Genomic DNA, 20,627 nt, shown 5'->3' with positions numbered 1-20,627 from the left:
CCGGCCGGGCAGCGACCGATCAGGTCGGCATGGGCTCGCCGGCTTCATAGAGCACGAGATTGCGCTCGCCGATACCAAGTGCTGGCCAGCTTGAGCGCCACGCGGCGATGTGCGGCGAGCGGAAATGCGCATCGAGCGCGGCCCTGTCGCGCCACACCTCGGTGACCCGGATCAACCCCGTGTCGAGCACGTCGTGCGCATAGGAATATTCGAGGCAGCCATCCTCGGCACGGCTGCCCGAAATCATGCGCTCCATGTCAGGCTTTGCTTCCTCCAACTTTCCGGCGGGCAAGCGGATCGTGCCAATGATCAGGAGCATGGGTTTCCCTTCCTTCGCGACATCAAGTCCAGCCACTCTCCCACCCTCGCGCAAGCTTGGCCAGCTACCCTCGCCGGGCTGTCCTATGCACAGCAACCTATGGTTCGAGGAAGAGAATGGCGATCAGCGAAAGCATCCAGCCCGGCGCGGTGGCCAAGAATGGCCGCGATGTCTTCTTCGCACTCGGCATCGTCATCATCCTGGCCGTGCTGTTCCTGCCGATCCCGGCCTTCCTCATCGACATCGGCCTCGCCTTCTCGATCGCGCTCTCGGTGCTGATCCTGATGGTGGCGCTGTGGATCCAGCGGCCGCTCGATTTCTCCTCGTTCCCGACCGTGCTGCTCATCGCCACCATGCTGCGGCTATCCCTGAACATCGCCACCACGCGCATGATCCTGTCACACGGCAATGAAGGTACGCACGCCGCCGGCTACGTGATTGCCGGCTTCTCCAAGCTGGTGATGGCCAGCGACTTCGTCATCGGCCTCATCGTCTTCATGATCCTGATCGTGGTGAACTTCATCGTCATCACCAAGGGCGCCACGCGTATCGCCGAAGTCGGCGCCCGCTTCACCCTCGACGCCATTCCCGGCAAGCAGATGTCGATCGACGCCGATCTCTCCGCCGGCATGATCGACGACAAGACCGCGCAGCTGCGCCGCCGCGAACTGGAGGAAGAATCCTCCTTTTTCGGCTCGATGGACGGTGCCTCGAAATTCGTGCGCGGCGACGCCATCGCCGGCCTCATCATCACCGCCATCAACATCGTCGGCGGCATCGCGATCGGCTATATCAGGCATGGTATGGGCATGGGCGAGGCCGCCGACGTGTTCATCAAGCTGTCTGTCGGCGACGGCCTGGTCACCCAGATCCCGGCGCTGATCGTCTCGCTCGCCGCCGGCCTGCTGGTGTCCAAGGGCGGCACGCGCGGCTCGACCAACCAGGCCGTGTTCGGCCAGCTCGGCGCCCATCCACGCGCACTCTATGTGGCGGCGGCGCTGCTGGTGCTGCTCGGCCTGATGCCCGGCCTGCCGCTGTTCCCGTTCTTTGCACTGGCCGGTGGCATGGCCGCTCTCGGCTACATCATCCCGATGCGCGCCAACCGTGTCCTCGCCGCGGCCGAAGCATTGAAGACCCAGGAGAAGGCGACCAAGGTCGAGGAAGAGAAGAACTCGGTCAAGGCGTCGCTCGCCACCGCCGAGATCGAACTTCTGATCGGCAAGCAGCTGTCGACCCGGCTGCTGGTCTCGCATCAGGAACTGGTCTTCCGCATGGCCAAGATGCGCAAGAAATTCGCCCAGCAATACGGCTTCGTCGTGCCGGAAGTGCGTGTTGCCGACGATTTCGCCATCCCGCCGAAGAGCTACCAGATCAAGGTGCACGGCACGGTGGTTGCCGAATATTCGATGCGCGTCGGCGAGATCATGGTGCTACTCGGCAGCCGCGAGGTGCCCGAAATACCCGGCGAAGAGATCCGCGAGCCGGCCTTCGGCATGCGCGCCTATTCCGTCATGGAGACCTTCGCCGAGGATCTGAAGCGCGAGAACTACACCTTCGCCGACAACATGTCGGTGCTGCTCACCCATCTCTCCGAGGTGATCCGCAACAACCTGCCGCAACTCCTGTCCTACAAGGACATGAAGGCGCTGCTCGAGCGCCAGGACCAGGAATACCGCAAGCTCGCGGACGAGATCTGCACCACGCACATCTCCTATCCCGGCCTGCAGGCGGTGCTGAAGCTGCTGCTCGCCGAGCGCGTCTCGATCCGCAATCTGCACCTGATCATCGAAGCCATCGCCGAGATCGCGCCGCATGTGCGCCGCACCGAGCAGATCGTCGAGCATGTCCGCATCCGCATGGCCCAACAGATCTGCGGCGACCTCTCGGAGGGCGGCGTGCTCAAGGTGTTGCGTCTCGGCAACCGCTGGGACCTCGCCTTCCACCAGAGCCTCAAACGCGACGCCAAGGGCGAGGTGCGCGAGTTCGACATCGATCCGCGCCAGCTCGAGGAATTTGGCCAGGACGCCACCAAGGCGATCAAGAAGTTCCTCGAAGCCGGCGAGCGCTTCGTCCTCGTCACCGCGCCCGACGCCCGCCCCTATGTGCGCATGATCATCGAGCGCCTGTTCACCACGCTGCCGGTGCTCTCCCATGTCGAAATCGCCAAGGGCGTCGAGATCAGGGTGCTCGGGACCATATCGTGAGCGTTCTTTCGCAGAGCGTCGTCATCGCGGCGTTCCTCGCCTTCTGCCGCATCGGCGCCTGCTTCATGCTGATGCCTGGCCTGTCCAGCGCCCGCGTGCCGGTGCAGGTCAGGCTGTTCGTTGCGGTCGCCGCGACCGGCGGCCTGCTCGCCTTCCTGTGGGATCGCATCATTCCCTTCGTCGATCCGCGCCCGCAGATCCTGGTGCCGATGATCATCTCGGAACTACTGGTCGGCGGGCTGATCGGCGCCATGACCAGGCTCTACATGGAAGCCCTGCGCTTCATGGGCTCGGCCATCGCCATGCTGATCGGCTATGGCGGCTCGGGCGGACCGGCGATCGAGGAGCCGGAACCGCAGGCCGCCCTTGCCGCCATCATCTCGTTTTCGGCGCTGTTGATGCTGTTCGTCTTCGATTTCGACCACGAGATCGTCCGCGCCCTGGTGGCGTCCTACACCGTCGCGCCGGTCAACATCTTCTTCAACCCGCAGGCCGCGCTCGTCGACATCACCGACACCGTTTCGGACACCTTCTTCCTGGTCATCCGCCTCGGCAGCCCGTTTGTCGCCTATGCCATTCTGGTCAATCTGACGATCGGCTTCGTCAACAAGCTGACCCCGCAGATCCCGATCTATTTCATCTCCCAGCCCTTCGTCATCGCCGGCGGCATGATCATCTTCTATTTCGCCATCGGCACCATGCTGTCGCTGTTCGTCGACGGCTTCGTCGACTTGACGCTGGCGAGGTAGCGATGAGCACGCGCAAGGACCGCCTGAAGAAACTGGTCAAGGTGCAGGAACAGCTGAAGGCGCTGCACGAGACCCGCCACGCCAGCTTCCTGGCCGCGGCAAACGCCGCCGAGGCCGAGGCCAGGGAGTTGATCGGCCATTTCGACCAGGACAATTCGCTGTCCAGCCTGTTCCCCGATCTCTATCACCGCCGCATCGCCCAGGCCGTGGTGCGCCAGGAGAAGAGCCTGGAAAGCGCCAAACAAGAAGTCGCCCTCATCGCCACGGCAACCGCCCGCACCAACATGGTCGAACGCGCTTACAAGGACGTGCGCAATCGCGACGAACGCGAGAGCGCCGACCGTGAGCGGCTGGACCTGATCGCGCAGAAGCGGGGGGAAGAATAGCGGCTGCAACTCTGCCTGTGTCAGATCCTGCGCAGCGCGTCAGCGGGGAGAAGGCGCGTGGCGCGCCAGGCAGGGTAGAGCGCGCCGAGGGGCCCGGCGATGAAGACGAAGATCAGCGCTTGGGCGATCGACCAGCTTGACAGGTAAGGCACGATCAGACCCGCCGCGAACTTTGTCTTCGCCGCCATTTCCATTGTCAGGGCGCCGAGAATGATCCCGATGACCCCACCGGCTGCGCTCATGATCACGCCTTCGATAAGAATGAGCCGAAGAATCCGCCGCGGCGACCAGCCAAGTGCAGCGAGAACGCCAATCTCGAACGTCCGTTCGTTCACGGCCATCAGAAGTGTATTGGCAACGGCGACAGAGGCCATCGCCATGACAACCAGTGAAATTGTCCGGGCAATCGCCTGAAGCAGATCGAAGATGCGGATGCTGTTGGCAAACTGCTCGGTGTCGCCGACCGCGAACCCCGGTGCAGCCGCGATGAGCCGGGCTCGGGCAACGGCGATGTCGTTCTTCTCGAGCGGGCGCTTCAACCGCACCTCGTACAAGGTAAACACGTCTTCCCGCGACAGGAGTTGCTGCAGCCCTTCGAGCGGAACGATCGCGCTGTTCTGGTTCAGCACTGACGAGAACGACGCGATGCCGACAATCTGGTAGGGCTGGAACTGGAGTTCGACAGTATCACCGACCCGCTTGTCCAATGCGGTGGCGATCGACTCGCCAAGGATTACGGGCCACTGATCCCCCGGTGCAGGGATTCGTCCCGACAAGAGGTGCATATCGTTCCACAGGAAGCTGCCGGCGGGCCAGCCGGCCATGACAATATTCGCGTCGTCGTCGGCGGTGGTGATGTTCAGGAGAACGCCCGACACGGCCTCGACGTTTGGCACTGCGGTAAGCCCGGAGCCCAGCGACCTGGGCACGGTGCTGCTCACCAAGTTGAAAGCACCGCGCTGGCTCACCACCAGGTCCGCGCCGTTCTCATCGATTCCCGATGCGAACGAGCGCTGGACGCCGGCGGTCAGGCCGGTAAGCGCCACAAACCCCGCGACCGCCAAGGCGATGCCGAGAACCGTGAGGAGGGTGCGAAGCGGGCGCGCAATGAGACCGCGCAAGGGAAGGGTCAGCTCTGTCATGGGTTAGCGGGTCCGCGACGCCGGCGCGGGCGTTGACATCGCCCCCATTCGGCTGTCCGAGCGGATGCTGCCGTCGGAAATCTCGATTCGCCGACCGCACAGTGCGGCCACGTCCTCGTCATGGGTCACGACGATCACCGCGGTGCCGAACTCGCGATGCACATTGCCAATGATGCTCATCACGGATTGGCTCGTCTGCACGTCGAGGCTTCCTGTCGGCTCGTCCGCAACGAGAAGCTTCGGACGGTTTGCAAGCGCCCGCGCAATTGCAAGCCGCTGGCGTTCGCCGCCCGAAAGCTCCGCTGGCCGGAGCGTGGCGCGCTCGGCAAGACCGAAATGTGCCAGAAGTTCGAGCGCGCGAACGCGACGCTGCCGCGCGCCGCCGAGGTTTCCCAACAAAGCCACTTCGATGTTCTCGCGCGCCGATAAAGACTGGAGCAGGAAAAAGTTCTGGAAAACGATGCCGATCTTGCTTGCCCGGACGGCTGCCCATGCAGCCCTTCCGTTGATGGCCCGTCCTTCGAACCGAACTTCGCCGCGCGTCGGCCGGTCGAGCCCACAGACCAGGTTCAGGATCGTGGATTTACCGCTCCCGCTCCGGCCGACAATGGCGACGGTCTCGTCATCCTCGATCGCAAGCGACACATCGTCAACGGCGACAATGCGGCCGCCGTCAAAGTCGCGGCCGACATTGCTCAATTCGACGAGGAGGGACATGAGCACGAGCGAGGAGTCATACTCGGCCTTTCCTGAGGTCGGCGACAAGTGCTGGGATCGAGCCGCCGTTGCCGGCGAGCAGCTGGGCAACGCGGTCCCGCTGCTGCACGGTCACGGAGCCGCCGTCGACAAAGACATCGCCGATGCAGAGTTGTCCGCGGCAGCGGCGGATACGCCAGTCCACGGATGTTGGGCCGTGGAGCGGCCGGCGGAATTCGCTGCGCACCAGGATGTCGCCGTTGGCCAGGGGCTTCGTCCCGAGCACGGTGAAGGTCTTGTCCTGCGTCCGCTCCAGTCTGTCGGCCAGCCTGTGCGCAATGGCATAAAGAAGCGCATCGACCACCGAGGCGCGGTCTTCTGCACTCGCGCGTCGCCAATACGTCCCGAGCACGGCTTGGGCGATGCCCCTACCATCGAACGCCGCGGAGATCGAGCGGAGCTGCCCCTCGGCGGATCCACCGTGCCCAAGCGCAATCGCCGCCTGGCGCACGGTCTCAACCAACTTGACCGCGTCGCTCTGCTCATCGGCAGATGCCGAAAGCGATGGGGCGCAGATCGCCAGTAGCACGGAGACGAGCAACAGCCGGGCCAACGCTGCCCAGCTTGCGTGCGACCAAAGGCCTGCTGTCATGATCCTATGTCATCCAATGCGTTGTTGGCTGTCAACATCGAGCCCCTCAGGAGCCTGTGCGGGCGCATGTCCAAAAATGGCGGCCAGCGGTTCGAGGCGCGCTACCCGCGCTCTCTGCCTTTCCGTCAGGTCGGGATGGCGGCCACGCACCTGTTTGACGAACGTCGCGGCGACCTGCAGCATTCCCTCCTCGCTGCTGGGGGAAAATGACAGGCCCAGTTCACGGTAGATCCGCTTCATCTCCCCTATCGGGTCAGCAACGAGATCCTGCAGCCGCACTTCCGCGAGGTCGGCGGCTGGAATCTGAGCTCTATCCGCCAGATAGTGCATCTCTGTCGCGAGATATTCGTGAGCGATGATCTCCTCCTGCTCGTCCTCGGGCAGTGGCGGCTGCAGGGCGAATGCACGTTGCAATTCGCGCGCCAGAAGGAGGTTGGACCGGAACACCGCCTCGGGCGAACGGGAGATGTGGACAAACTTGGCGCCCGGAAACAGTTCTAAGAGGTAGCGGACGCGCGCCGTGTGGCTCGGCGACTTGAGCAGAAGTCGCCGCCCGCCCGCAACGAGAGTAAGCTTCTGCACGAAAGCAAACTGATGTGAGCGCCACCGGCTGAATTCGCCCGCCGAAAGCGCGTCGAGATCGTGAAATCGATTGAAGAAAGCCTGGCGGCGGGGAAGTATCGCGCGTCCCGCGAGGACAGACATCCCACCCATATTGTTCAACGCGAAGTCATCCTCCGCTGGCAAGCCGGCGCCCACCGGCATCACTGTGTTGAGGCGCGTCAACGGTAGCAAGGGTACGAAAAGGTAACGCAGGACAGCCCAACCGAGGACGAATGTCTGGGGTGCCAGGACCTGCGGCCAGCTCGGCGATCTCAGGCTCGGATCGGCTGCCAGCAGGTTCTGCAAAAACGTCGTCCCGGATCGGAAGTAGCCGAGGACGAACACAGGGGCGTTGTCCCGCTCCATCCGGGGAGGTCGCAGCCGCAGCCACACCCCAACGATCACGCGCTCCGGCAAGGAGGCAACCGTGCTGATCCCGGAAAGCAGGAGCAGGAGAACCAGGCGCGGCCAATAGGCGGCAGGGATCTGGCCTTGCGCGCGCCACAGGATCCTCAGTACGGCCTCAAGAGGTGCCACGCACATGAAGTGCGGGTACGGCAAATAGGGCACCAGCCAACGGGCTGCGAAAGCGCGGATGCGGTGTCGGACATTGTTCGATGGCATCATCAAGGAACTTATGATCCATAGGTTCAGATGTTCAAACCGGCCAGGTCACCAGACCTCCTCAGGCGGTCCGGAACATCATGGTCTCGGTGGTCAGTCCCGGCCCGAACGCCATGCCGCAGCCGAGCAAGCCCGACGGCTCCTTCAGCATTTCGGCCATCACGAACATCACGGTTGCCGATGACATGTTGCCGTATCGCCGGAGCACTTCGCGCGATACGGCGAGCGCGGTCGGCTCCAGTTTGAGTGCCCGCTCGACCGCGTCGAGCACGGAGCGGCCGCCGGGATGCACCGCCCACAAATCGATCTCTTTGGCGGGCCTGCCGCCGAGAATGGCCGGGTGCTCGTTGCGCAGCGTCTCACGGACCGCGCCGGGAACCTGGCCGGACAGCACCATGTCAAAACCGTCGTCGCGGATGTGCCAGCTCATCAGCTCCTTGCGCTCGGCCGCGACGATGGCGTGGAAGCTTTCGAGCAGGATGCCGTGCGGTTCGGCCGTTACCAGCGCAGCCGCGCACCCGTCGCCCCACAGGCAGAACGAGATCAGCTTCTCGAGCTCGGTGGCTTCCCTGAAATGCAGCGTGCACAATTCGATATTGACGATCAGCACGCGGGCTTTCGGGTCGGAGCGCACGATATGGCGTGACAGCTTCAAAGCATTGATGGCGGCATAGCATCCCATGAAGCCGACGATGGTGCGCTCGACCGACGTCGGCAGGCCGCATCGCTGCACCAGCTCGAGGTCGATACCAGGCGCCGAAAAGCCGGTGCAACTCGTCACGATCAAATGTGTGATCAGCGAGCGGTCGTCGTCGGCCAGCAGTGTGTCGACGGCCTTTTGCGCGAGCTCCGGCGCAGCAGCTTCGTACATCTGCATACGGATTGCCGTGCTGGCGAACGAGCCCCTGACCGATGTGCCGTCGCGGTCGATTGCCCCACCGCGCGGATCGTCGGCAGGCGCAAAGCAGGAATAGCGATGTTCGATGCCGGCGAGACTGACCATTCGCTCGAAGAGCGTAAGGCGCTGGGCATCGTTTTCAAGCAGCGAAGCTCCATAGCGAAGGAAGAATTGGTGCACGTCGTGTTCAGGAACTGACGTGGAAATACGGTTCAGATACGCCTGAGGGGACAAAATTGCTCCGACAATGAGCCCAATCGGGTCTCATAAGAGGTCTAGGAATTGGGGAAGCGCTTCCTAAGGCAAACGTCGGCATAAGGTATTTTATTGCGTGGTGCCGATATTTCTCATTAGCAAACTGTGATACCAGCCTTCGGTATTGTACGAAAGAGACAGAGCCCACTTCATTAAGGTCGACAAAAGACACGGGGTTCAATTCGGTGCCCGGCTATCCCAGCCTGCTGCGGATCGAGGATCGCATATCCGGCAGACGGGCAGATCAACAGCCTGATAAATATCCACATTCACGGGCGCCCTTCACCAGGGGCCACAAGGCAGCAGCTCTTCGATTTGCGCCATTCGAGTTTCCGTTGGCGAGTTTCCGAAAAATGTTGGCGAGTTTCCGAAAATGTTGGCGAATTTCCAAAAATGTTGGCAGTCGATTCATCTGCCCTTCGTCTGAAACCACGATCCTGTGCGATGGAATTGAGCCCGGCGCACGTTCGCGTGAAGTGATATCAGCTCTCTTTTGGCATAGGGTGTCATTTTGGTCGTCACTAGAAGCCTATTTGCCCGACGACCGATCGAGGCCCCAAAAACTCCGATTTATCGCATGACCGACATAAACATCCGGCATCTGGAGCCAGAACTCCTCGACGGCCTCCCGGCCGATGATCCTCGGGCGATTGCATCCCGTCGTGATCTCGTTCGCATCAATGCATTGATGTTCCAGGCCAGGTTCATGGCATCGCTCCTGCGAACGAACGTGCCGACCCCGCCGCTACGCATCCTCGAACTGGGCGCCGGTGACGGAAAGTTCATGCTGACAGTGGCGCGGCTGATGGCGCGGCGTTGGCCCAACGTCGAGATCGTCATGGTCGACAGGATCGACCTGATCGGCAAGGATGTGTGTAATTCTTTCGCTGAATTGGGTTGGCGGGCGCGACCCGTAACAGCCGATATATTCGATTGGACAGTGGACAGGCCCTTCGATCTTGTTTGCGCCAACCTTATCCTCCATCACTTCGACGACACGCGCCTCCTGGAGCTGTTTGCCCGGATCATGACGATGGCCCCGGTGCTCGTCGCGACGGAGCCGCTCAGGGCCAAGGTGCCACTTGTCGCGACGCGGTTCCTGCGACTGATCGGCGCCTGCGCGGTGACACTGAACGACGCGGCGCAAAGTGTCCGCGCCGGCTTTCGCGGCACGGAACTTTCGCAATTGTGGCAAGCGTCAGGTGGAACGCCGGTGATGGAGGGCCGCAAAGGCCTGTTCACTCAAGGTTTTGTCGGTCGCAGCATGCCCGGCACCAAATGATGCACGACGCTATCGTCATCGGCGCCGGCCCCGCCGGCAGTTCTACCGCTATTGCGTTGGCCCAGCATGGTTGGTCGGTGGCAATGGTGGAGAAGGTCGCGTTTCCTCGCCGAAAGGTCTGCGGCGAATTCATGTCAGGCACAAGCCTTGCCTTGCTCGACCAGTTGGGCGTCGGCGAGATTTGGCGCGCGGAAGCCGGCCCCGAAATACGTCGCGTCGGGTTCTTTTCGGGCGATGTCTCAGCCGAGGCGCGAATGCCGCGCGCCAAGACGGGTCTCGGCCGCGCTCTCGGCCGCGATCGTTTGGATTACGTCCTGTTGCAGGCTGCGCAACGTGCGGGCGTCGAAATCCTCCAGCCTTGCAAGGCTGTCGCTATTCGTCGGCACGATGATTTGCAGTCTGTGACCGTGGAGGCGGGCCAGCAACAACAGGTTTTGAGCGCACCGGTAATTATTGCCGCGCACGGATCCTGGGAAACCGGGAAACTTCCAAGCCAGATTGAAAGAACAAGCCAGCCTTCCGACCTGTTCGGTTTCAAGGCGCATTTCACCGGCGCAGCACTTGCGCCGGACCTGATGCCGCTGCTGGTGTTCCCGGGCGGCTATGGTGGAATGGTAACGGCGGACCATGGCAGGGTTTCAATTTCCTTCTGTATCCGCCGGGATGTCCTATCCGGGCTGCGCCAGCGTTCTGGAAATAGTGCGGCCGCCGATGCATTGTGGCGCCATGTTCTTGCCTCGTGCCGAGGCGTGGGAACCGTGCTGGCCGGTGCCGAATTGGATGGCCCATGGCTCGCCGCGGGACCGATTCATCCCGGTATTCGAGCTTGCTATGATCAGGGTATCTTCCGCGTCGGCAACGTCGCAGGTGAGTCACATCCTGTAATCGCGGAAGGGATTTCGATGGCGCTGCAATCCGGCTGGCTCCTTGCGAGAGAACTGATCGCGTCGGGTAAAGGCCACGAGGGCCACGACGAGGCCGGACTTCGCTACGAGAGGCAATGGCGCCGGCAATTCTCGACCCGTTTGCGTGCCGCGGCCTTGATTGCCCGAATAGCACTTGGGCCTGGCGGCGCGACGGCTATGCGCGCCGTGATCAAGAATTTTCCGGCGGCTTTGACACTTGGCGCTCGGTTGAGTGGAAAGACCCAGCCTGTTCCGGGCTTTTGACATTAAGCAGCACTGCTCGCTGGGCGTCACCTGAACATGCCCGCAATTCGATCGTGCGTTCTACACCGATCTCCACCTAGGAAATGGACAGGATCTCGAGCTCGCGCGGCCCGAGTTGGACAATGTCGCCAACCCTTTTGCCAATCAGCGCGATCGCAACCGGTGAACCATGCGATATGGACGCTTGGGACGGGTTGGCCTCATCCTCACCGACGATGCGGAAGCTCTGCGTGCGGCCATCATCCCGCTCGAGGCAACGGTGTGACCGAAGGCGACCACTTCATTGGACGTCGGCACCGACATAAGCTGGGCCGTACGGACGCGCTCAGTAAAATAGCGCATATCCCGAACCGGAACCGCCGATTGCCGGCGCCTCTCGTTGACATCTTCCAGCACGCTGGCGGTCTCGAGAGCCTGCTGAGCGCGAGCCAATTCATCCCTTAGCATCTTGAGGCCCGCCTCCGTGACGAGGTTGACCCGATCGGAGATAGGGCGAGCCGGCAGGATGGTTTCCGATGCGGCCTCGGCACTCTCCTCCTTGGCAAATGCTACGCTCAATTGATCGGACTCCGTGTGGAACGCTGTCAGCAATCGGATAACCCACGGCCGACAATAAAGCTGCAAGAATTTAGCAGCAGGCTTTGGCAGAAGCGGAATGTGCAAAGGTCGGCATTGGCCCGACCGCCGGACCGGGCCTCTCGGCACATACCCTTGCGGCGCAAGGTGAATATCCGATCCCGGCCCCAGCATTCCGCCCTCCTCCCTCCCGCAAGCCTGCCACAAGCTTGTTGAGGCATGGTCTGGCTAAGGAAACCCGGCAAAAGGCGGACTTTCTTGGCGATTTCACCACCCAGCGACATTGTTATGGATGTCGCCCGAGCTGCCGATCCGATGGATATCGAGGCTGCCCGCGCCGCGCTGACCAAGCGTGCGGGCGGTGCCGCCGGCACGTTCTCAGTAGACACCGCCGCGTCCGTCGATGCCGGCTCGATCCTGTCGCGCGCCACGGCTGACAAGGCGGCAGCGACAGCCGATCCGGCCAAGAAATTCAAGAAGTTCGAGGCGATGGTCCTACAGACCTTCATCCAGAACATGCTGCCTAAGGACACCGAGGGCGTCTATGGCAAGGGTCTCGCCGGCGACATGTGGAAATCGCAGCTCGCCGAGCGCGTCGCCGACGTCATGGCCGAGCGCGGCGGCATCGGCATCGCCAAGTCGCTGCTCGCAGACCACTATATGGACGGCGAGCGCAAGGTGCCGATCGGCCCGGTCTCGAACGGACCGGAAAAAACCGAGATCGACCAGCAAACCCGTCTGTCCGCCTCGCTCGTCCAGGAATTGCAGCGCAAGGCCGCCAGGTCGATGACCGGCGACGAGACAACCATAAAAACAGATATCAAGATCTAGGCTGGGAAACACCATGACCGACTCTTCCGAATTCACCGCCAACCTACCGGCGCGCACCACCGCGTCGGAAGCTCCGATACCGTTCGCACGGCCCGGGAACCTTGCCGCCATCATCGGCCGCATCGAGGAGGTGGTCGAGGAAGAAACCGCCGGCATCCGCAGCGACACCAGCTATGACCTCAAGGCGTCGAACGCCCGCAAGAGCCGCTATCTCTACGAACTGACCCGCGCCATGAAGGGCGGCAGCGAAGCCGAGTTCCTCGAACAACACCGCGAGGGCCTGACCCGACTGCGCCAGAAACTGGCGAAGAACGAGGCGGCGATCCTGGCGCATCTGAGCGCCGTCAACGAGGTCGCCAGCCTGCTGCGCAGTGCCATCCAGCGTGCCGAAACCGACGGCACATACTCCGCCGGCGAATTCGGCCGGATGAAGGGTTAGATCGTTGTGATATCGGGCTCGGGCTCTGAATGATCAAGGTCGTCGCCATCGCGGTCTGGGTCTGCGCCGCCACCCTCGGCGCGGTGTTCTATTCGTTCCAGGCCGCCGGTGAAAAGGGCGTCGGTGAAAAACCCAAGCCGATGCTGGGCGGGCTGGATTACGTCAAGACCGACGTCATTTCGGTACCGCTGATCCGCGACTCCAAGATCGGCGGCTACTTCCTGGCCAAGCTGGTCTACACCGTCGAGCCGGAGCAGATAAAGAAACTGTCGATCCCGGCCGAAGCGCTGATCACCGATCAGGTCTACAGCTATCTCTACTCCAATCCCCAGATCGACTTCAGCAAGAAGGCGACGATCGACCTCGATGCGTTCCGCGCCGCGATCCGCGACGCCATCAACACCCGCGTCGGCGCAACCCTGGTGCATGAGGTTCTGATCGATCAGGTCAACTTCCTGAGCAAGGACGAGATCCGCGACAACTGGCTGCGCCGCCGGCAGGATTCCGACGCCCCGGCGTCCGAGACCGCCAAGCCGGCCGAAGCGGAGCCACCGCCGGCCCACTGACCGCCGATGCCCCACCAGCTTGCCCGGTGCGGCGACAGGATCCGACCTCCAGGATTCGCGTTGACGTAAACGTCAACCCGAAGCTATATGCGGCAGCGATCATAATCGCCGAAGAGGCAGCATGGGTTTCGGTCGGACCGAAGCACCGTCGCGTGACAGATGCAACCAGACAGGAGAACAGCGTGAGCGTTCAGGAGATTGCCGAGAAGATCAAGTCGCGCGTGGCCAGTAGCGGCTTCGATCGTTCCGTGAAGTTCGACACCGGCGGCGACGGCGTCATCGTCATCGACGGCGCAACCGTCTCGACATCAGACGCCCCCACCGACTGCACCATCAAGCTCTCGCTCGACGATCTCGATTCGCTGATCGCTGGCGACCTGAACCCGACCATGGCGTTCATGACCGGCAAGATCAAAGTCGAAGGCGACATGACGGTGGCCATGGCGCTCAGCCAGCTGATCGGCTGAACCGCGAGGCCGCCGAATGGCGGCGTCAGGAAACAGTGACAAGCAACAACGAAAACGCCGCCTTTCGGGCGGCGTTTTGTGACAATCGTGTCGGCACTTTCAGGCCGCCAGCGTCGCCTGTGCCTTGAGCTTGCGGCCGGACGCCTTCAGCGTGCCGTGCACGCCATCAAGCGCGCCATCCACCAGCTCCAGCGCCAGCAGGCGGTGCCGCTCATAGGGGCCTGGCATAGCCAGCCGGCCCGTCTTGTCGGCCGAGAAGCCGAAGCGTCCGTAATAGGGCGCATCGCCAACCAGCAGGATGGCCGCGTGGCCGAGACGCGCCGCCTCGGCAACGGCATGGCGCATCAGCGCCGTGCCGATGCCGGCATTCTTGAGCGACGGATCGACGGCGAGCGGGCCAAGCAGCAACGCCGCCGGACCGCCCTCGCCCAGCCTGACATCCCACAGCCGCACCGTGCCGGCGACGCCGCCCGACGCATCGCGCGCGACGAAGGCCAGGCCTTCCGACGGCCGGCGGCCACGCCGCAGCTTCTCCGACGATTTTTTCCGCCGCATCGGCCCCATGGCGCGATCGAGCAAGGCCTCGCGTGCCGCTATGTCGGCAACGGTTTCGGCGACCATGGCGAAGGCCGGCGCATGAGCTACAATTTCAACTGACATTTCCATTTCCGCAATCCCTGGCAAGCGGAGATTTGTTCCACAAGCGAAGCCGGGCGGACGACAAGCGCCCGCGCCGGATGATCTGATCGGCTCTCTCAGCGCATTTTCGGGCGAAGTAGTGTCCGAAAATGCACCAAATAAAGAACCGTCAGATCACGTAGGATCGGAGAGGCTCGAAGCCGTTGAACGCGACCGCCGAGTAGGTGGTCGTGTAGGCGCCGGTGCCTTCGATCAGCACCTCGTCGCCGATGGTCAGCGACAGAGGCAGCGGATACGGCGTCTTCTCGTACATCACATCGGCCGAATCGCAGGTCGGGCCGGCGAGCACGCAAGGCGCGGTCTCCGAGCCGTCATGGCGGGTGACGAGGGGATAGCGGATCGCCTCGTCCATCGTCTCGGCCAGGCCGCCGAACTTGCCGATGTCGAGGAACACCCAGCGCACATTGTCGTTGGCGGCCTTCTTCGAGATCAGCACGACTTCCGACTTGATGACGCCGGCGTTGCCGACCATGCCGCGGCCCGGCTCGATGATGGTTTCGGGAATGGCATTGCCGAAATGCTTGCGCAGCGCCGAGAAGATCGCCTGGCCATAGGCCTGCGCCGCTGGCACATCACGCAAATAGCGCGTCGGGAAACCGCCGCCCATATTGACCATCTTCAAGACGATGCCTTCCTCGGCGAGCGTGGCGAACACCTTCTTGGCATCGGCCAGCGCACGGTCCCAGGCGGTCAGGTCGGTCTGCTGCGAGCCGACATGGAACGACACGCCATAGGCGTCGAGGCCGAGGCCCTTGGCATGGCGCAGCACGTCGACGGCCATCGCAGGCACGCAGCCGAACTTGCGCGACAGCGGCCATTCGGCGCCCTCGCCATCGGTCAGCACGCGGCAGAACACGCGGGCGCCGGGAGCGACGCGGGCGATCTTCTCGACCTCCTCGACGCAATCGACGGCGAACAGCCGGATGCCGAGCTGGTAGGCGCGTGCGATGTCACGCTCCTTCTTGATGGTGTTGCCGAAGGAGATGCGGTCCGCGGGCGCACCCGCGTCCATCGCCATCTCGACTTCGGCAACGGAAGCGGTGTCGAAGGACGAGCCCATCGCAGCAAGCAGGCGCAGGATCTCCGGCGCCGGGTTTGCTTTCACCGCATAGTAGATCTTGGAATCGGGCAACGCTTTCTCGAAGGCGCGGAAATTGTCGCGCACGACATCGAGGTCGACGACGAGGCAGGGGCCGGACGGACGTCGGGTGGCGAGGAAGTCGAGGATACGCTGGGTGGCCATCGGTTATCTCCAAACACGCCTTTCGGCGCGCACAAGGGTGCGGACGCGGGCTGTCGGCCTCGCGAACACGCGGTGGACAAAGGCGGGACGGAAAATCCATGGAACCAGCCGGTGGAGACCCCGGAACCATGAAACGCCGTCTCGCGGCGATGAACCTAAGCCTTGCCCGGCTTCGGTCCGCTTTGTCTGCCTTGGCTTGGATTGGGAGAACCCCGTTCCGCACTACCGGCAATGAAGGTGTGCCTCTTCAGTAACCCCGGTCTTTGGACAACCGGCAGAGAACCAGAAAGGCCCGCACCGTCGTTGCTTCAAGGTGTCCTCGGGCTGGCGGTTGGCCGCTAGACCGACTGGAGGGGTTGGCTCCAGTTACCTTACCGATTTCCCTCACCATTCGAGGATCGGCGGACACCCACAGGCACGTGCGACTTTGGGCAAACGCGATATATGGCTGGTTGCCGTCACAATCAATAAAAATCGTATCCAAGGTTGTAAAATTTCTGGCATCGAACAATGTTGGCGCAACCGTATCCGGATATCGAACGATGACAGGCACGCACGGCCCCTACAACGCCTTCCTCGATCTTCGCCAGATGCCGGTGGCCCATGCCGAACTCGGCCCGCTCGCCGGCCTGCGGTTGGCGGTCAAGGACATCTACGACGTTGCCGGCTACCGCACCGGTTGCGGCAATTTGCAGAAATTCGCTGACAGCCATGCCGCTTCGCGCACGGCACCGGCCGTGCAGACGATTCTCGATGCCGGCGCGCGCTTCGTCGGCAAGACGCAGACCGACGAGCTTGCCTTCGCGCTGTTCGGCCAGAACGCGCATTTTCCGTTTCCGGTGAACCCGTCCGCCCCCGACCGTGTCACCGGCGGCTCCTCATCCGGATCGGCTTCGGCGGTGGCGGGCAGGCTGGCCGATATTGCCACCGGCTCCGACACCGGCGGTTCGATCCGCGCGCCGGCGAGTTTTTGCGGACTGATCGGGCTGCGCACCACGCATGGCCGCATTGCACTCGATGGCACGATGAAGCTGGCGCCGAGCTTCGACACGTTCGGCTGGTTCGCCGACGACATCGAGACCTACGAGACGGTCGGCAAGCTGCTGCTTGGCCGCGACCCGCATCAGCATTCCCTGGACCGCCCGCTGTCCATCACCTGGCTGGACGAAATGGTCGCTCGCCCGGCACTTGCCGAATATGCCGGGATGAAGGGACTGGCGAGCGCGGTTTTGGGCGCGCCGGCAACGCCAGTGACGCATTTCAGCTCTTCCCCGCATGAACTCTACTGGTGCTTCCGCCGGCTGCAGGCCAGGGAAGCCTGGGGGGTGCATGGCGACTGGATCACCAGCGGCGAGCGCGACCTTGGCCCCGGCGTCGAGGAGCGTTTCGGCTTTGGCCGTGCCGTCGATGACCGCACAGCGCAGGCCGAGAAAGTGCGCCGGCTGACCTTCCGCGGCGAACTCAGCGCCCTGCTTGGCAAGGACGGCTTCCTTGTCCTGCCGACCGTGCCGGGCCCGGCGCCCTATGTCGACTCGACGCCGGAGCAGTTCCAGGCCTATCGCGAACGGGCGCTGCATCTTCTGTGCCTCGCCGGGCTCTCCGGCTTTCCGCAAATCACCTTGCCCATCGGCTCGGTCGCCGGCGCTCCGTTCGGCCTGTCTCTGCTAGGCCCTTCCGGTAGCGACATTGCCCTGATACGGCTCGGCCGAAGACTTCTCGACGCAGCACAAAGGGCCTGAGCCATGGACACACTGACCCGCATGCGCGCCTTCATCGACGTCGTCGAGGCCGAGGGCTTTTCGGCGGCGGCGCGCAAGATCGGCCGCTCCAAGGCGCTGCTGTCAAAGTATGTGCGCGAGCTGGAGGACGAACTCGGCGCGCTGCTCCTCAACCGCACCACGCGCCAGTTCTCGATGACCGAGGCCGGCCACACCTATTACCGGCGCGCCTCGGAGATCGTGCGCGAGGTCGACAGCCTGGCGGACGCCGTGCGCGAATCCTCCGGCGATGTGCGCGGCAGGATCAAACTGTCGGCGCCACGCACCTTCGCCGACGCGCCGATCGGCCAGTCGCTGATCGACTTCGCCAAGCAGCACCCCGACATCGTGCTCGACATCCAGCTCGACGACCGCTTCGTCGACCTGGTCGAGGAAGGCTTCGACCTCGCGGTGCGCATCTCACGCCTGGAGAATTCGTCGCTGATCGCCAGGCGGCTGGCGCCATTCTCCATAAAGCTCTGCGCCTCGCCCGAACTGATCGCCAAGCATGGCATGCCGACGCGGCCGCAGGATCTCGGCCACATGCCCTGCATCGTCGACACCAATGGCCGCGGGCTGAACAACTGGGCGTTCAAGGGCGACAACAACGATCAGCTGAGCGTCGCCGTGTCGGGCCCGATCGAGGTCAACAGCCCGATGGCGGCGCGGGCCGCGGCCCTGTCGGGGCTCGGATTTTGCATCCTGCCGGATTTCATCGCCGCGCCCGATCTCAAGAGCGGCCAGTTGGTGACGGCGCTCGACGACCGTATCCTGTCGGGCGGCGGCATCTTCGCCGTCTACCCGCACCGCCGCTATTTGCCGGCCAAGGTCCGCGTTTTTGTCGACTTCCTGGTGCAGTGGTTCAGGACACGCGAGGCCGCTTGACCTGTCTTCAGCCATCAAAGCGCGTCGCCGCGACGCGCTCTGAGTTCTTGTTGCATGCGTATCGTTACCGCAAAACCGCTGCGCACTTTTGGGTGACACGCACTGGCGGTCCCATTTTCGCCCCCTTTCTGGTAACCTTCGGTTTCTCGCCAAAGCCAAGGGAATCGCGACCGGGAATGCACCTCAAACGGCACGCAATCATACTGGCTTCGGCCTTGGCGGCGACCTTTGCCGCCACGGGACCGGCTTACGAGCATCCGCACGTCTTTGCTGAGGCCCGCCTCGACGTGATCCTGTCCCCGGATCACCAAAGTGTGAAAGCGCTGCGTCATCTCTGGCGCTTCGACGACCTGTTTTCGAGTACGGTGATGATGGAGTTCGATAAGAACTCCGACCTGAAGCTTGACGACAAGGAGCTGAAGGATGTCGCCGACACCGTTCATGCCTCACTGGCCGAGTTCAACTATTTCCAGCTCGTCACGCAGAACGGCAAGGACGTGACGATGACGCCTCCGCCGCATCTGATGGCCAATTTCGACAACGACCAACTGATCATCCTGTTCGAGTCCGAACCCAAGGCGCCGATCAAGCTGACCGGCACGATCGACATCGGCGTCTACGATCCGACCTTCTATACGGCGATCGACTTCACCGAGGATTCCAACATCACTGTTGAAGGCCTGCCGTCGAATTGCACCAGCAAGGTGATCCGTCCGGACCCGGATGAGGCCATCAAGGAAAACCAGAAGACCCTGACGGACGCCTTCTTCAACGACCCGACAGGCACCGACATGAGCAAGATCTTTGCCACCAAGCTCGAACTGACCTGTCAGCCAGAAGGATGAAGCCGGTGACGAAACCGTCCCTGCGTTTGGCACTCGGCCTGTTGGCCCTCACCTTTGCCGCGATGCATTTCGCCAATGCCGCGCACGCCCAGTCCTCGCTCGGCATCGGCGTCAATGACGGCATGGCGCCGACCACCGGTCCGTTCGCCCACATCCTGATGTGGATCAATCTCAGGCAACAGGAATTCTATCGCGCGCTGGCGACAGCCATGAAGGCGATGCGCCAGGACAACAGCAAGATCTGGATCCTCATCGGCCTGTCCTTCGCCTATGGCATTTTCCATGCCGCCGGCCCCGGCCACGGCAAGGCGGTGATCTCGTCCTATATGGTGGCCAATGAAGTGGCGCTGCGGCGCGGCGTCCTGTTGTCCTTCGTTTCGGCGCTGCTGCAGGGTCTGACGGCGATCGCGGTCATGCTGCTCGCCTATTTCGTCCTGCGCGGCACCACCATCTCGATGACCGACGCGGCCTGGTTCATGGAGATCATGAGCTTTGCCCTCGTCACCCTGTTCGGCGCCTGGCTCTTGTGGCGCAAGCTCGGCCCTTCCATCCTGCGCCTGTTCGGCAGGGCGCCGGCCTACAGTCTGTCGGCGGCTCATGCCGGCCATTCGCACGGTGGCCACTCCCATGCCGGCCATTCGCATACGGCCCACAGCCATTCGGCACATGCCCATTCGCACGGGCTGCAGGTGCATGACGAACACGACCATGTTCATGACCATTCGCACGACCACCATGACCACGCCGCGCGTGAACACCATCACGACCATGGCGCGCACGATCATGCGCATCACGACCATGCCCATCACGATCACGCGGCGGGCGAGGTCTGCGAAACCTGTGGCCACTCGCATGCGCCCGATCCGGCGCTGCTGTCGGGCGATCGCTTCGACTGGCGCACCGCCTGGTCGGCGGTGGCCGCCGTCGGCATCCGCCCCTGCTCCGGCGCACTGATCGTGCTGAGCTTCGCGCTGCTCAACGGGCTCTGGCTCGGCGGCCTGCTGTCGGTGCTGGCGATGTCGTTGGGAACCGCGATCACCGTCTCGGCACTGGCAACGCTTGCCGTCACCGCCAAGAACTGGGCGGTGTATTTCGCCGGCGACGGCCGCATGGGCAACCACATCCATTCGATCGTCGAGATCGGCGGCGCCGCCTTCGTCTTCCTGTTCGGATTGTTGCTGCTGTCGGCCAGCCTAACGGGCAGCGTTTGACCCATAAGTAGCGCCGGAAGGTGTGTTGAGATTCAGGTCAGGCCGTGCCGAGAACGGCCGATACCGAGACCCGGAGCGGAGCGTACTTTTCGTACGTGAGCACCGGAAGCGCAGGTATCAGCCGTTCGC

General features: G+C 63.0%; 21 protein-coding genes and 1 pseudogene. 13 read left to right on the top strand and 9 right to left on the bottom strand.

Going from position 1 to position 20,627, the window contains the following annotated elements; translation table 11 throughout:
* Nucleotides 1–19 precede the first annotated feature (19 nt).
* Nucleotides 20–319, bottom strand: coding sequence for a putative quinol monooxygenase (locus AC1D05_RS15895; protein WP_477441911.1), 300 nt, complete (start codon nucleotides 317–319; stop codon nucleotides 20–22).
* A gap of 116 nt (nucleotides 320–435) precedes the next feature.
* On the opposite strand from AC1D05_RS15895, the gene flhA reads away from it, so the two are divergent.
* From flhA to AC1D05_RS15880, 3 genes are read left to right on the top strand one after another with little or no spacing between them, the layout of a single operon-like run.
* The gene (gene flhA, locus AC1D05_RS15890) at nucleotides 436–2,523 is read left to right on the top strand and encodes a flagellar biosynthesis protein FlhA (RefSeq protein ID WP_477441909.1); all 2,088 of its coding nucleotides are present in this window, start codon (nucleotides 436–438) and stop codon (nucleotides 2,521–2,523) included.
* Nucleotides 2,520–3,272 (top strand): flagellar biosynthetic protein FliR, encoded by a 753-nt coding sequence (gene fliR, locus AC1D05_RS15885; protein WP_027045516.1) that lies wholly within the window; start codon nucleotides 2,520–2,522, stop codon nucleotides 3,270–3,272. Before flhA ends, fliR begins: the two co-directional genes overlap by 4 nt.
* Nucleotides 3,273–3,274: 2 nt before the next feature.
* Nucleotides 3,275–3,658, top strand: coding sequence for a hypothetical protein (locus tag AC1D05_RS15880; RefSeq protein WP_477441907.1), 384 nt, complete (start codon nucleotides 3,275–3,277; stop codon nucleotides 3,656–3,658).
* Between the two features lie 20 nt (nucleotides 3,659–3,678).
* Here AC1D05_RS15880 and AC1D05_RS15875 read toward each other — a convergent pair whose 3' ends face one another.
* The 5 genes from AC1D05_RS15875 to AC1D05_RS15855 are packed head-to-tail and all read right to left on the bottom strand — an operon-like array spanning nucleotide 3,679 to nucleotide 8,453.
* Entirely contained in the window at nucleotides 3,679–4,800 is a 1,122-nt protein-coding gene (locus AC1D05_RS15875; protein ID WP_477441905.1) for an ABC transporter permease, read from the bottom strand.
* 3 nt (nucleotides 4,801–4,803) lie between these two features.
* The gene (locus tag AC1D05_RS15870; protein ID WP_477441904.1) at nucleotides 4,804–5,565 is read right to left on the bottom strand and encodes an ABC transporter ATP-binding protein; all 762 of its coding nucleotides are present in this window, start codon (nucleotides 5,563–5,565) and stop codon (nucleotides 4,804–4,806) included.
* Nucleotides 5,534–6,148 (bottom strand): Tgt2/MlaC family protein, encoded by a 615-nt coding sequence (locus AC1D05_RS15865; RefSeq protein WP_477441902.1) that lies wholly within the window; start codon nucleotides 6,146–6,148, stop codon nucleotides 5,534–5,536. The genes AC1D05_RS15870 and AC1D05_RS15865 overlap by 32 nt, the downstream gene beginning before the upstream one ends.
* A 9-nt stretch (nucleotides 6,149–6,157) precedes the next feature.
* Nucleotides 6,158–7,378: a sulfotransferase family protein gene (locus AC1D05_RS15860; protein ID WP_477442078.1), complete on the bottom strand. Its 1,221-nt coding sequence runs from the start codon at nucleotides 7,376–7,378 to the stop codon at nucleotides 6,158–6,160.
* A 58-nt stretch (nucleotides 7,379–7,436) separates the two neighbouring features.
* A complete protein-coding gene (locus AC1D05_RS15855; protein WP_477441901.1) occupies nucleotides 7,437–8,453 on the bottom strand; it encodes a type III polyketide synthase in 1,017 nt (338 codons plus the stop codon).
* A gap of 652 nt (nucleotides 8,454–9,105) precedes the next feature.
* Here AC1D05_RS15855 and AC1D05_RS15850 point away from each other — a divergent pair.
* The gene (locus AC1D05_RS15850) at nucleotides 9,106–9,810 is read left to right on the top strand and encodes a class I SAM-dependent methyltransferase (protein ID WP_477441899.1); all 705 of its coding nucleotides are present in this window, start codon (nucleotides 9,106–9,108) and stop codon (nucleotides 9,808–9,810) included.
* The gene (locus AC1D05_RS15845) at nucleotides 9,807–10,979 is read left to right on the top strand and encodes an NAD(P)/FAD-dependent oxidoreductase (RefSeq protein WP_477441897.1); all 1,173 of its coding nucleotides are present in this window, start codon (nucleotides 9,807–9,809) and stop codon (nucleotides 10,977–10,979) included. Before AC1D05_RS15850 ends, AC1D05_RS15845 begins: the two co-directional genes overlap by 4 nt.
* A gap of 76 nt (nucleotides 10,980–11,055) precedes the next feature.
* On the opposite strand, the pseudogene greA reads toward AC1D05_RS15845, so the two are convergent.
* A pseudogene (gene greA, locus AC1D05_RS15840) lies at nucleotides 11,056–11,537 on the bottom strand (transcription elongation factor GreA).
* A 237-nt stretch (nucleotides 11,538–11,774) separates the two neighbouring features.
* On the opposite strand from greA, the gene AC1D05_RS15835 reads away from it, so the two are divergent.
* The 4 genes from AC1D05_RS15835 to AC1D05_RS15820 all read left to right on the top strand — a co-directional run bounded on the left by AC1D05_RS15835 (nucleotide 11,775) and on the right by AC1D05_RS15820 (nucleotide 13,858).
* Nucleotides 11,775–12,386, top strand: a complete 612-nt coding sequence (locus AC1D05_RS15835) for a rod-binding protein (RefSeq protein WP_477441895.1) — start codon at nucleotides 11,775–11,777, stop codon at nucleotides 12,384–12,386.
* Between the two features lie 13 nt (nucleotides 12,387–12,399).
* Nucleotides 12,400–12,825 (top strand): hypothetical protein, encoded by a 426-nt coding sequence (locus tag AC1D05_RS15830; RefSeq protein ID WP_027043086.1) that lies wholly within the window; start codon nucleotides 12,400–12,402, stop codon nucleotides 12,823–12,825.
* A gap of 29 nt (nucleotides 12,826–12,854) precedes the next feature.
* The gene (locus AC1D05_RS15825) at nucleotides 12,855–13,391 is read left to right on the top strand and encodes a hypothetical protein (RefSeq protein WP_477441893.1); all 537 of its coding nucleotides are present in this window, start codon (nucleotides 12,855–12,857) and stop codon (nucleotides 13,389–13,391) included.
* Nucleotides 13,392–13,573: 182 nt separating this feature from the next.
* The gene (locus AC1D05_RS15820; RefSeq protein WP_027043088.1) at nucleotides 13,574–13,858 is read left to right on the top strand and encodes an SCP2 sterol-binding domain-containing protein; all 285 of its coding nucleotides are present in this window, start codon (nucleotides 13,574–13,576) and stop codon (nucleotides 13,856–13,858) included.
* A gap of 99 nt (nucleotides 13,859–13,957) precedes the next feature.
* Here AC1D05_RS15820 and AC1D05_RS15815 read toward each other — a convergent pair whose 3' ends face one another.
* Nucleotides 13,958–14,524 (bottom strand): GNAT family N-acetyltransferase, encoded by a 567-nt coding sequence (locus tag AC1D05_RS15815; protein WP_477441891.1) that lies wholly within the window; start codon nucleotides 14,522–14,524, stop codon nucleotides 13,958–13,960.
* Between the two features lie 142 nt (nucleotides 14,525–14,666).
* A complete protein-coding gene (gene odc2, locus AC1D05_RS15810; protein ID WP_477441889.1) occupies nucleotides 14,667–15,800 on the bottom strand; it encodes an ornithine/lysine decarboxylase in 1,134 nt (377 codons plus the stop codon).
* Nucleotides 15,801–16,342: 542 nt separating this feature from the next.
* Between odc2 and AC1D05_RS15805 the strand changes: the two genes are divergently transcribed.
* The 4 genes from AC1D05_RS15805 (at nucleotide 16,343) to AC1D05_RS15790 (ending at nucleotide 20,498) form a co-directional block, all read left to right on the top strand.
* Complete coding sequence (locus AC1D05_RS15805) at nucleotides 16,343–17,539, top strand: amidase (RefSeq protein ID WP_477441887.1); 1,197 nt, start codon at nucleotides 16,343–16,345, stop codon at nucleotides 17,537–17,539.
* Nucleotides 17,540–17,542: 3 nt separating this feature from the next.
* Nucleotides 17,543–18,442 carry a LysR family transcriptional regulator gene (locus tag AC1D05_RS15800; RefSeq protein WP_477441885.1) on the top strand — a complete coding sequence of 300 codons (900 nt, stop codon included), beginning with the start codon at nucleotides 17,543–17,545 and terminating at the stop codon, nucleotides 18,440–18,442.
* Nucleotides 18,443–18,618: 176 nt separating this feature from the next.
* Complete coding sequence (locus tag AC1D05_RS15795; protein ID WP_477441883.1) at nucleotides 18,619–19,287, top strand: DUF1007 family protein; 669 nt, start codon at nucleotides 18,619–18,621, stop codon at nucleotides 19,285–19,287.
* Nucleotides 19,284–20,498, top strand: a complete 1,215-nt coding sequence (locus AC1D05_RS15790) for a nickel/cobalt transporter (RefSeq protein WP_477441881.1) — start codon at nucleotides 19,284–19,286, stop codon at nucleotides 20,496–20,498. Before AC1D05_RS15795 ends, AC1D05_RS15790 begins: the two co-directional genes overlap by 4 nt.
* The last annotated feature ends 129 nt before the right edge of the window (nucleotides 20,499–20,627 follow it).

This window comes from Mesorhizobium sp. P2_E9, from assembly GCF_056403815.1.
This window is presented reverse-complemented; position numbering and strand designations above follow the sequence as displayed.

Coding starts and splice junctions, on each gene's coding strand:
- AC1D05_RS15895 (WP_477441911.1), bottom strand. CDS start 319: ATGCTCCTGATCATTGGCACGATCCGCTTGCCCGCCGGAAAGTTGGAG.
- flhA (WP_477441909.1), top strand. CDS start 436: ATGGCGATCAGCGAAAGCATCCAGCCCGGCGCGGTGGCCAAGAATGGC.
- AC1D05_RS15880 (WP_477441907.1), top strand. CDS start 3,275: ATGAGCACGCGCAAGGACCGCCTGAAGAAACTGGTCAAGGTGCAGGAA.
- AC1D05_RS15875 (WP_477441905.1), bottom strand. CDS start 4,800: ATGACAGAGCTGACCCTTCCCTTGCGCGGTCTCATTGCGCGCCCGCTT.
- AC1D05_RS15865 (WP_477441902.1), bottom strand. CDS start 6,148: ATGACAGCAGGCCTTTGGTCGCACGCAAGCTGGGCAGCGTTGGCCCGG.
- AC1D05_RS15860 (WP_477442078.1), bottom strand. CDS start 7,378: ATGATGCCATCGAACAATGTCCGACACCGCATCCGCGCTTTCGCAGCC.
- AC1D05_RS15850 (WP_477441899.1), top strand. CDS start 9,106: ATGACCGACATAAACATCCGGCATCTGGAGCCAGAACTCCTCGACGGC.
- AC1D05_RS15845 (WP_477441897.1), top strand. CDS start 9,807: ATGATGCACGACGCTATCGTCATCGGCGCCGGCCCCGCCGGCAGTTCT.
- AC1D05_RS15835 (WP_477441895.1), top strand. CDS start 11,775: ATGGTCTGGCTAAGGAAACCCGGCAAAAGGCGGACTTTCTTGGCGATT.
- AC1D05_RS15830 (WP_027043086.1), top strand. CDS start 12,400: ATGACCGACTCTTCCGAATTCACCGCCAACCTACCGGCGCGCACCACC.
- AC1D05_RS15825 (WP_477441893.1), top strand. CDS start 12,855: ATGATCAAGGTCGTCGCCATCGCGGTCTGGGTCTGCGCCGCCACCCTC.
- AC1D05_RS15815 (WP_477441891.1), bottom strand. CDS start 14,524: ATGGAAATGTCAGTTGAAATTGTAGCTCATGCGCCGGCCTTCGCCATG.
- odc2 (WP_477441889.1), bottom strand. CDS start 15,800: ATGGCCACCCAGCGTATCCTCGACTTCCTCGCCACCCGACGTCCGTCC.
- AC1D05_RS15805 (WP_477441887.1), top strand. CDS start 16,343: ATGACAGGCACGCACGGCCCCTACAACGCCTTCCTCGATCTTCGCCAG.
- AC1D05_RS15800 (WP_477441885.1), top strand. CDS start 17,543: ATGGACACACTGACCCGCATGCGCGCCTTCATCGACGTCGTCGAGGCC.
- AC1D05_RS15795 (WP_477441883.1), top strand. CDS start 18,619: ATGCACCTCAAACGGCACGCAATCATACTGGCTTCGGCCTTGGCGGCG.
- AC1D05_RS15790 (WP_477441881.1), top strand. CDS start 19,284: ATGAAGCCGGTGACGAAACCGTCCCTGCGTTTGGCACTCGGCCTGTTG.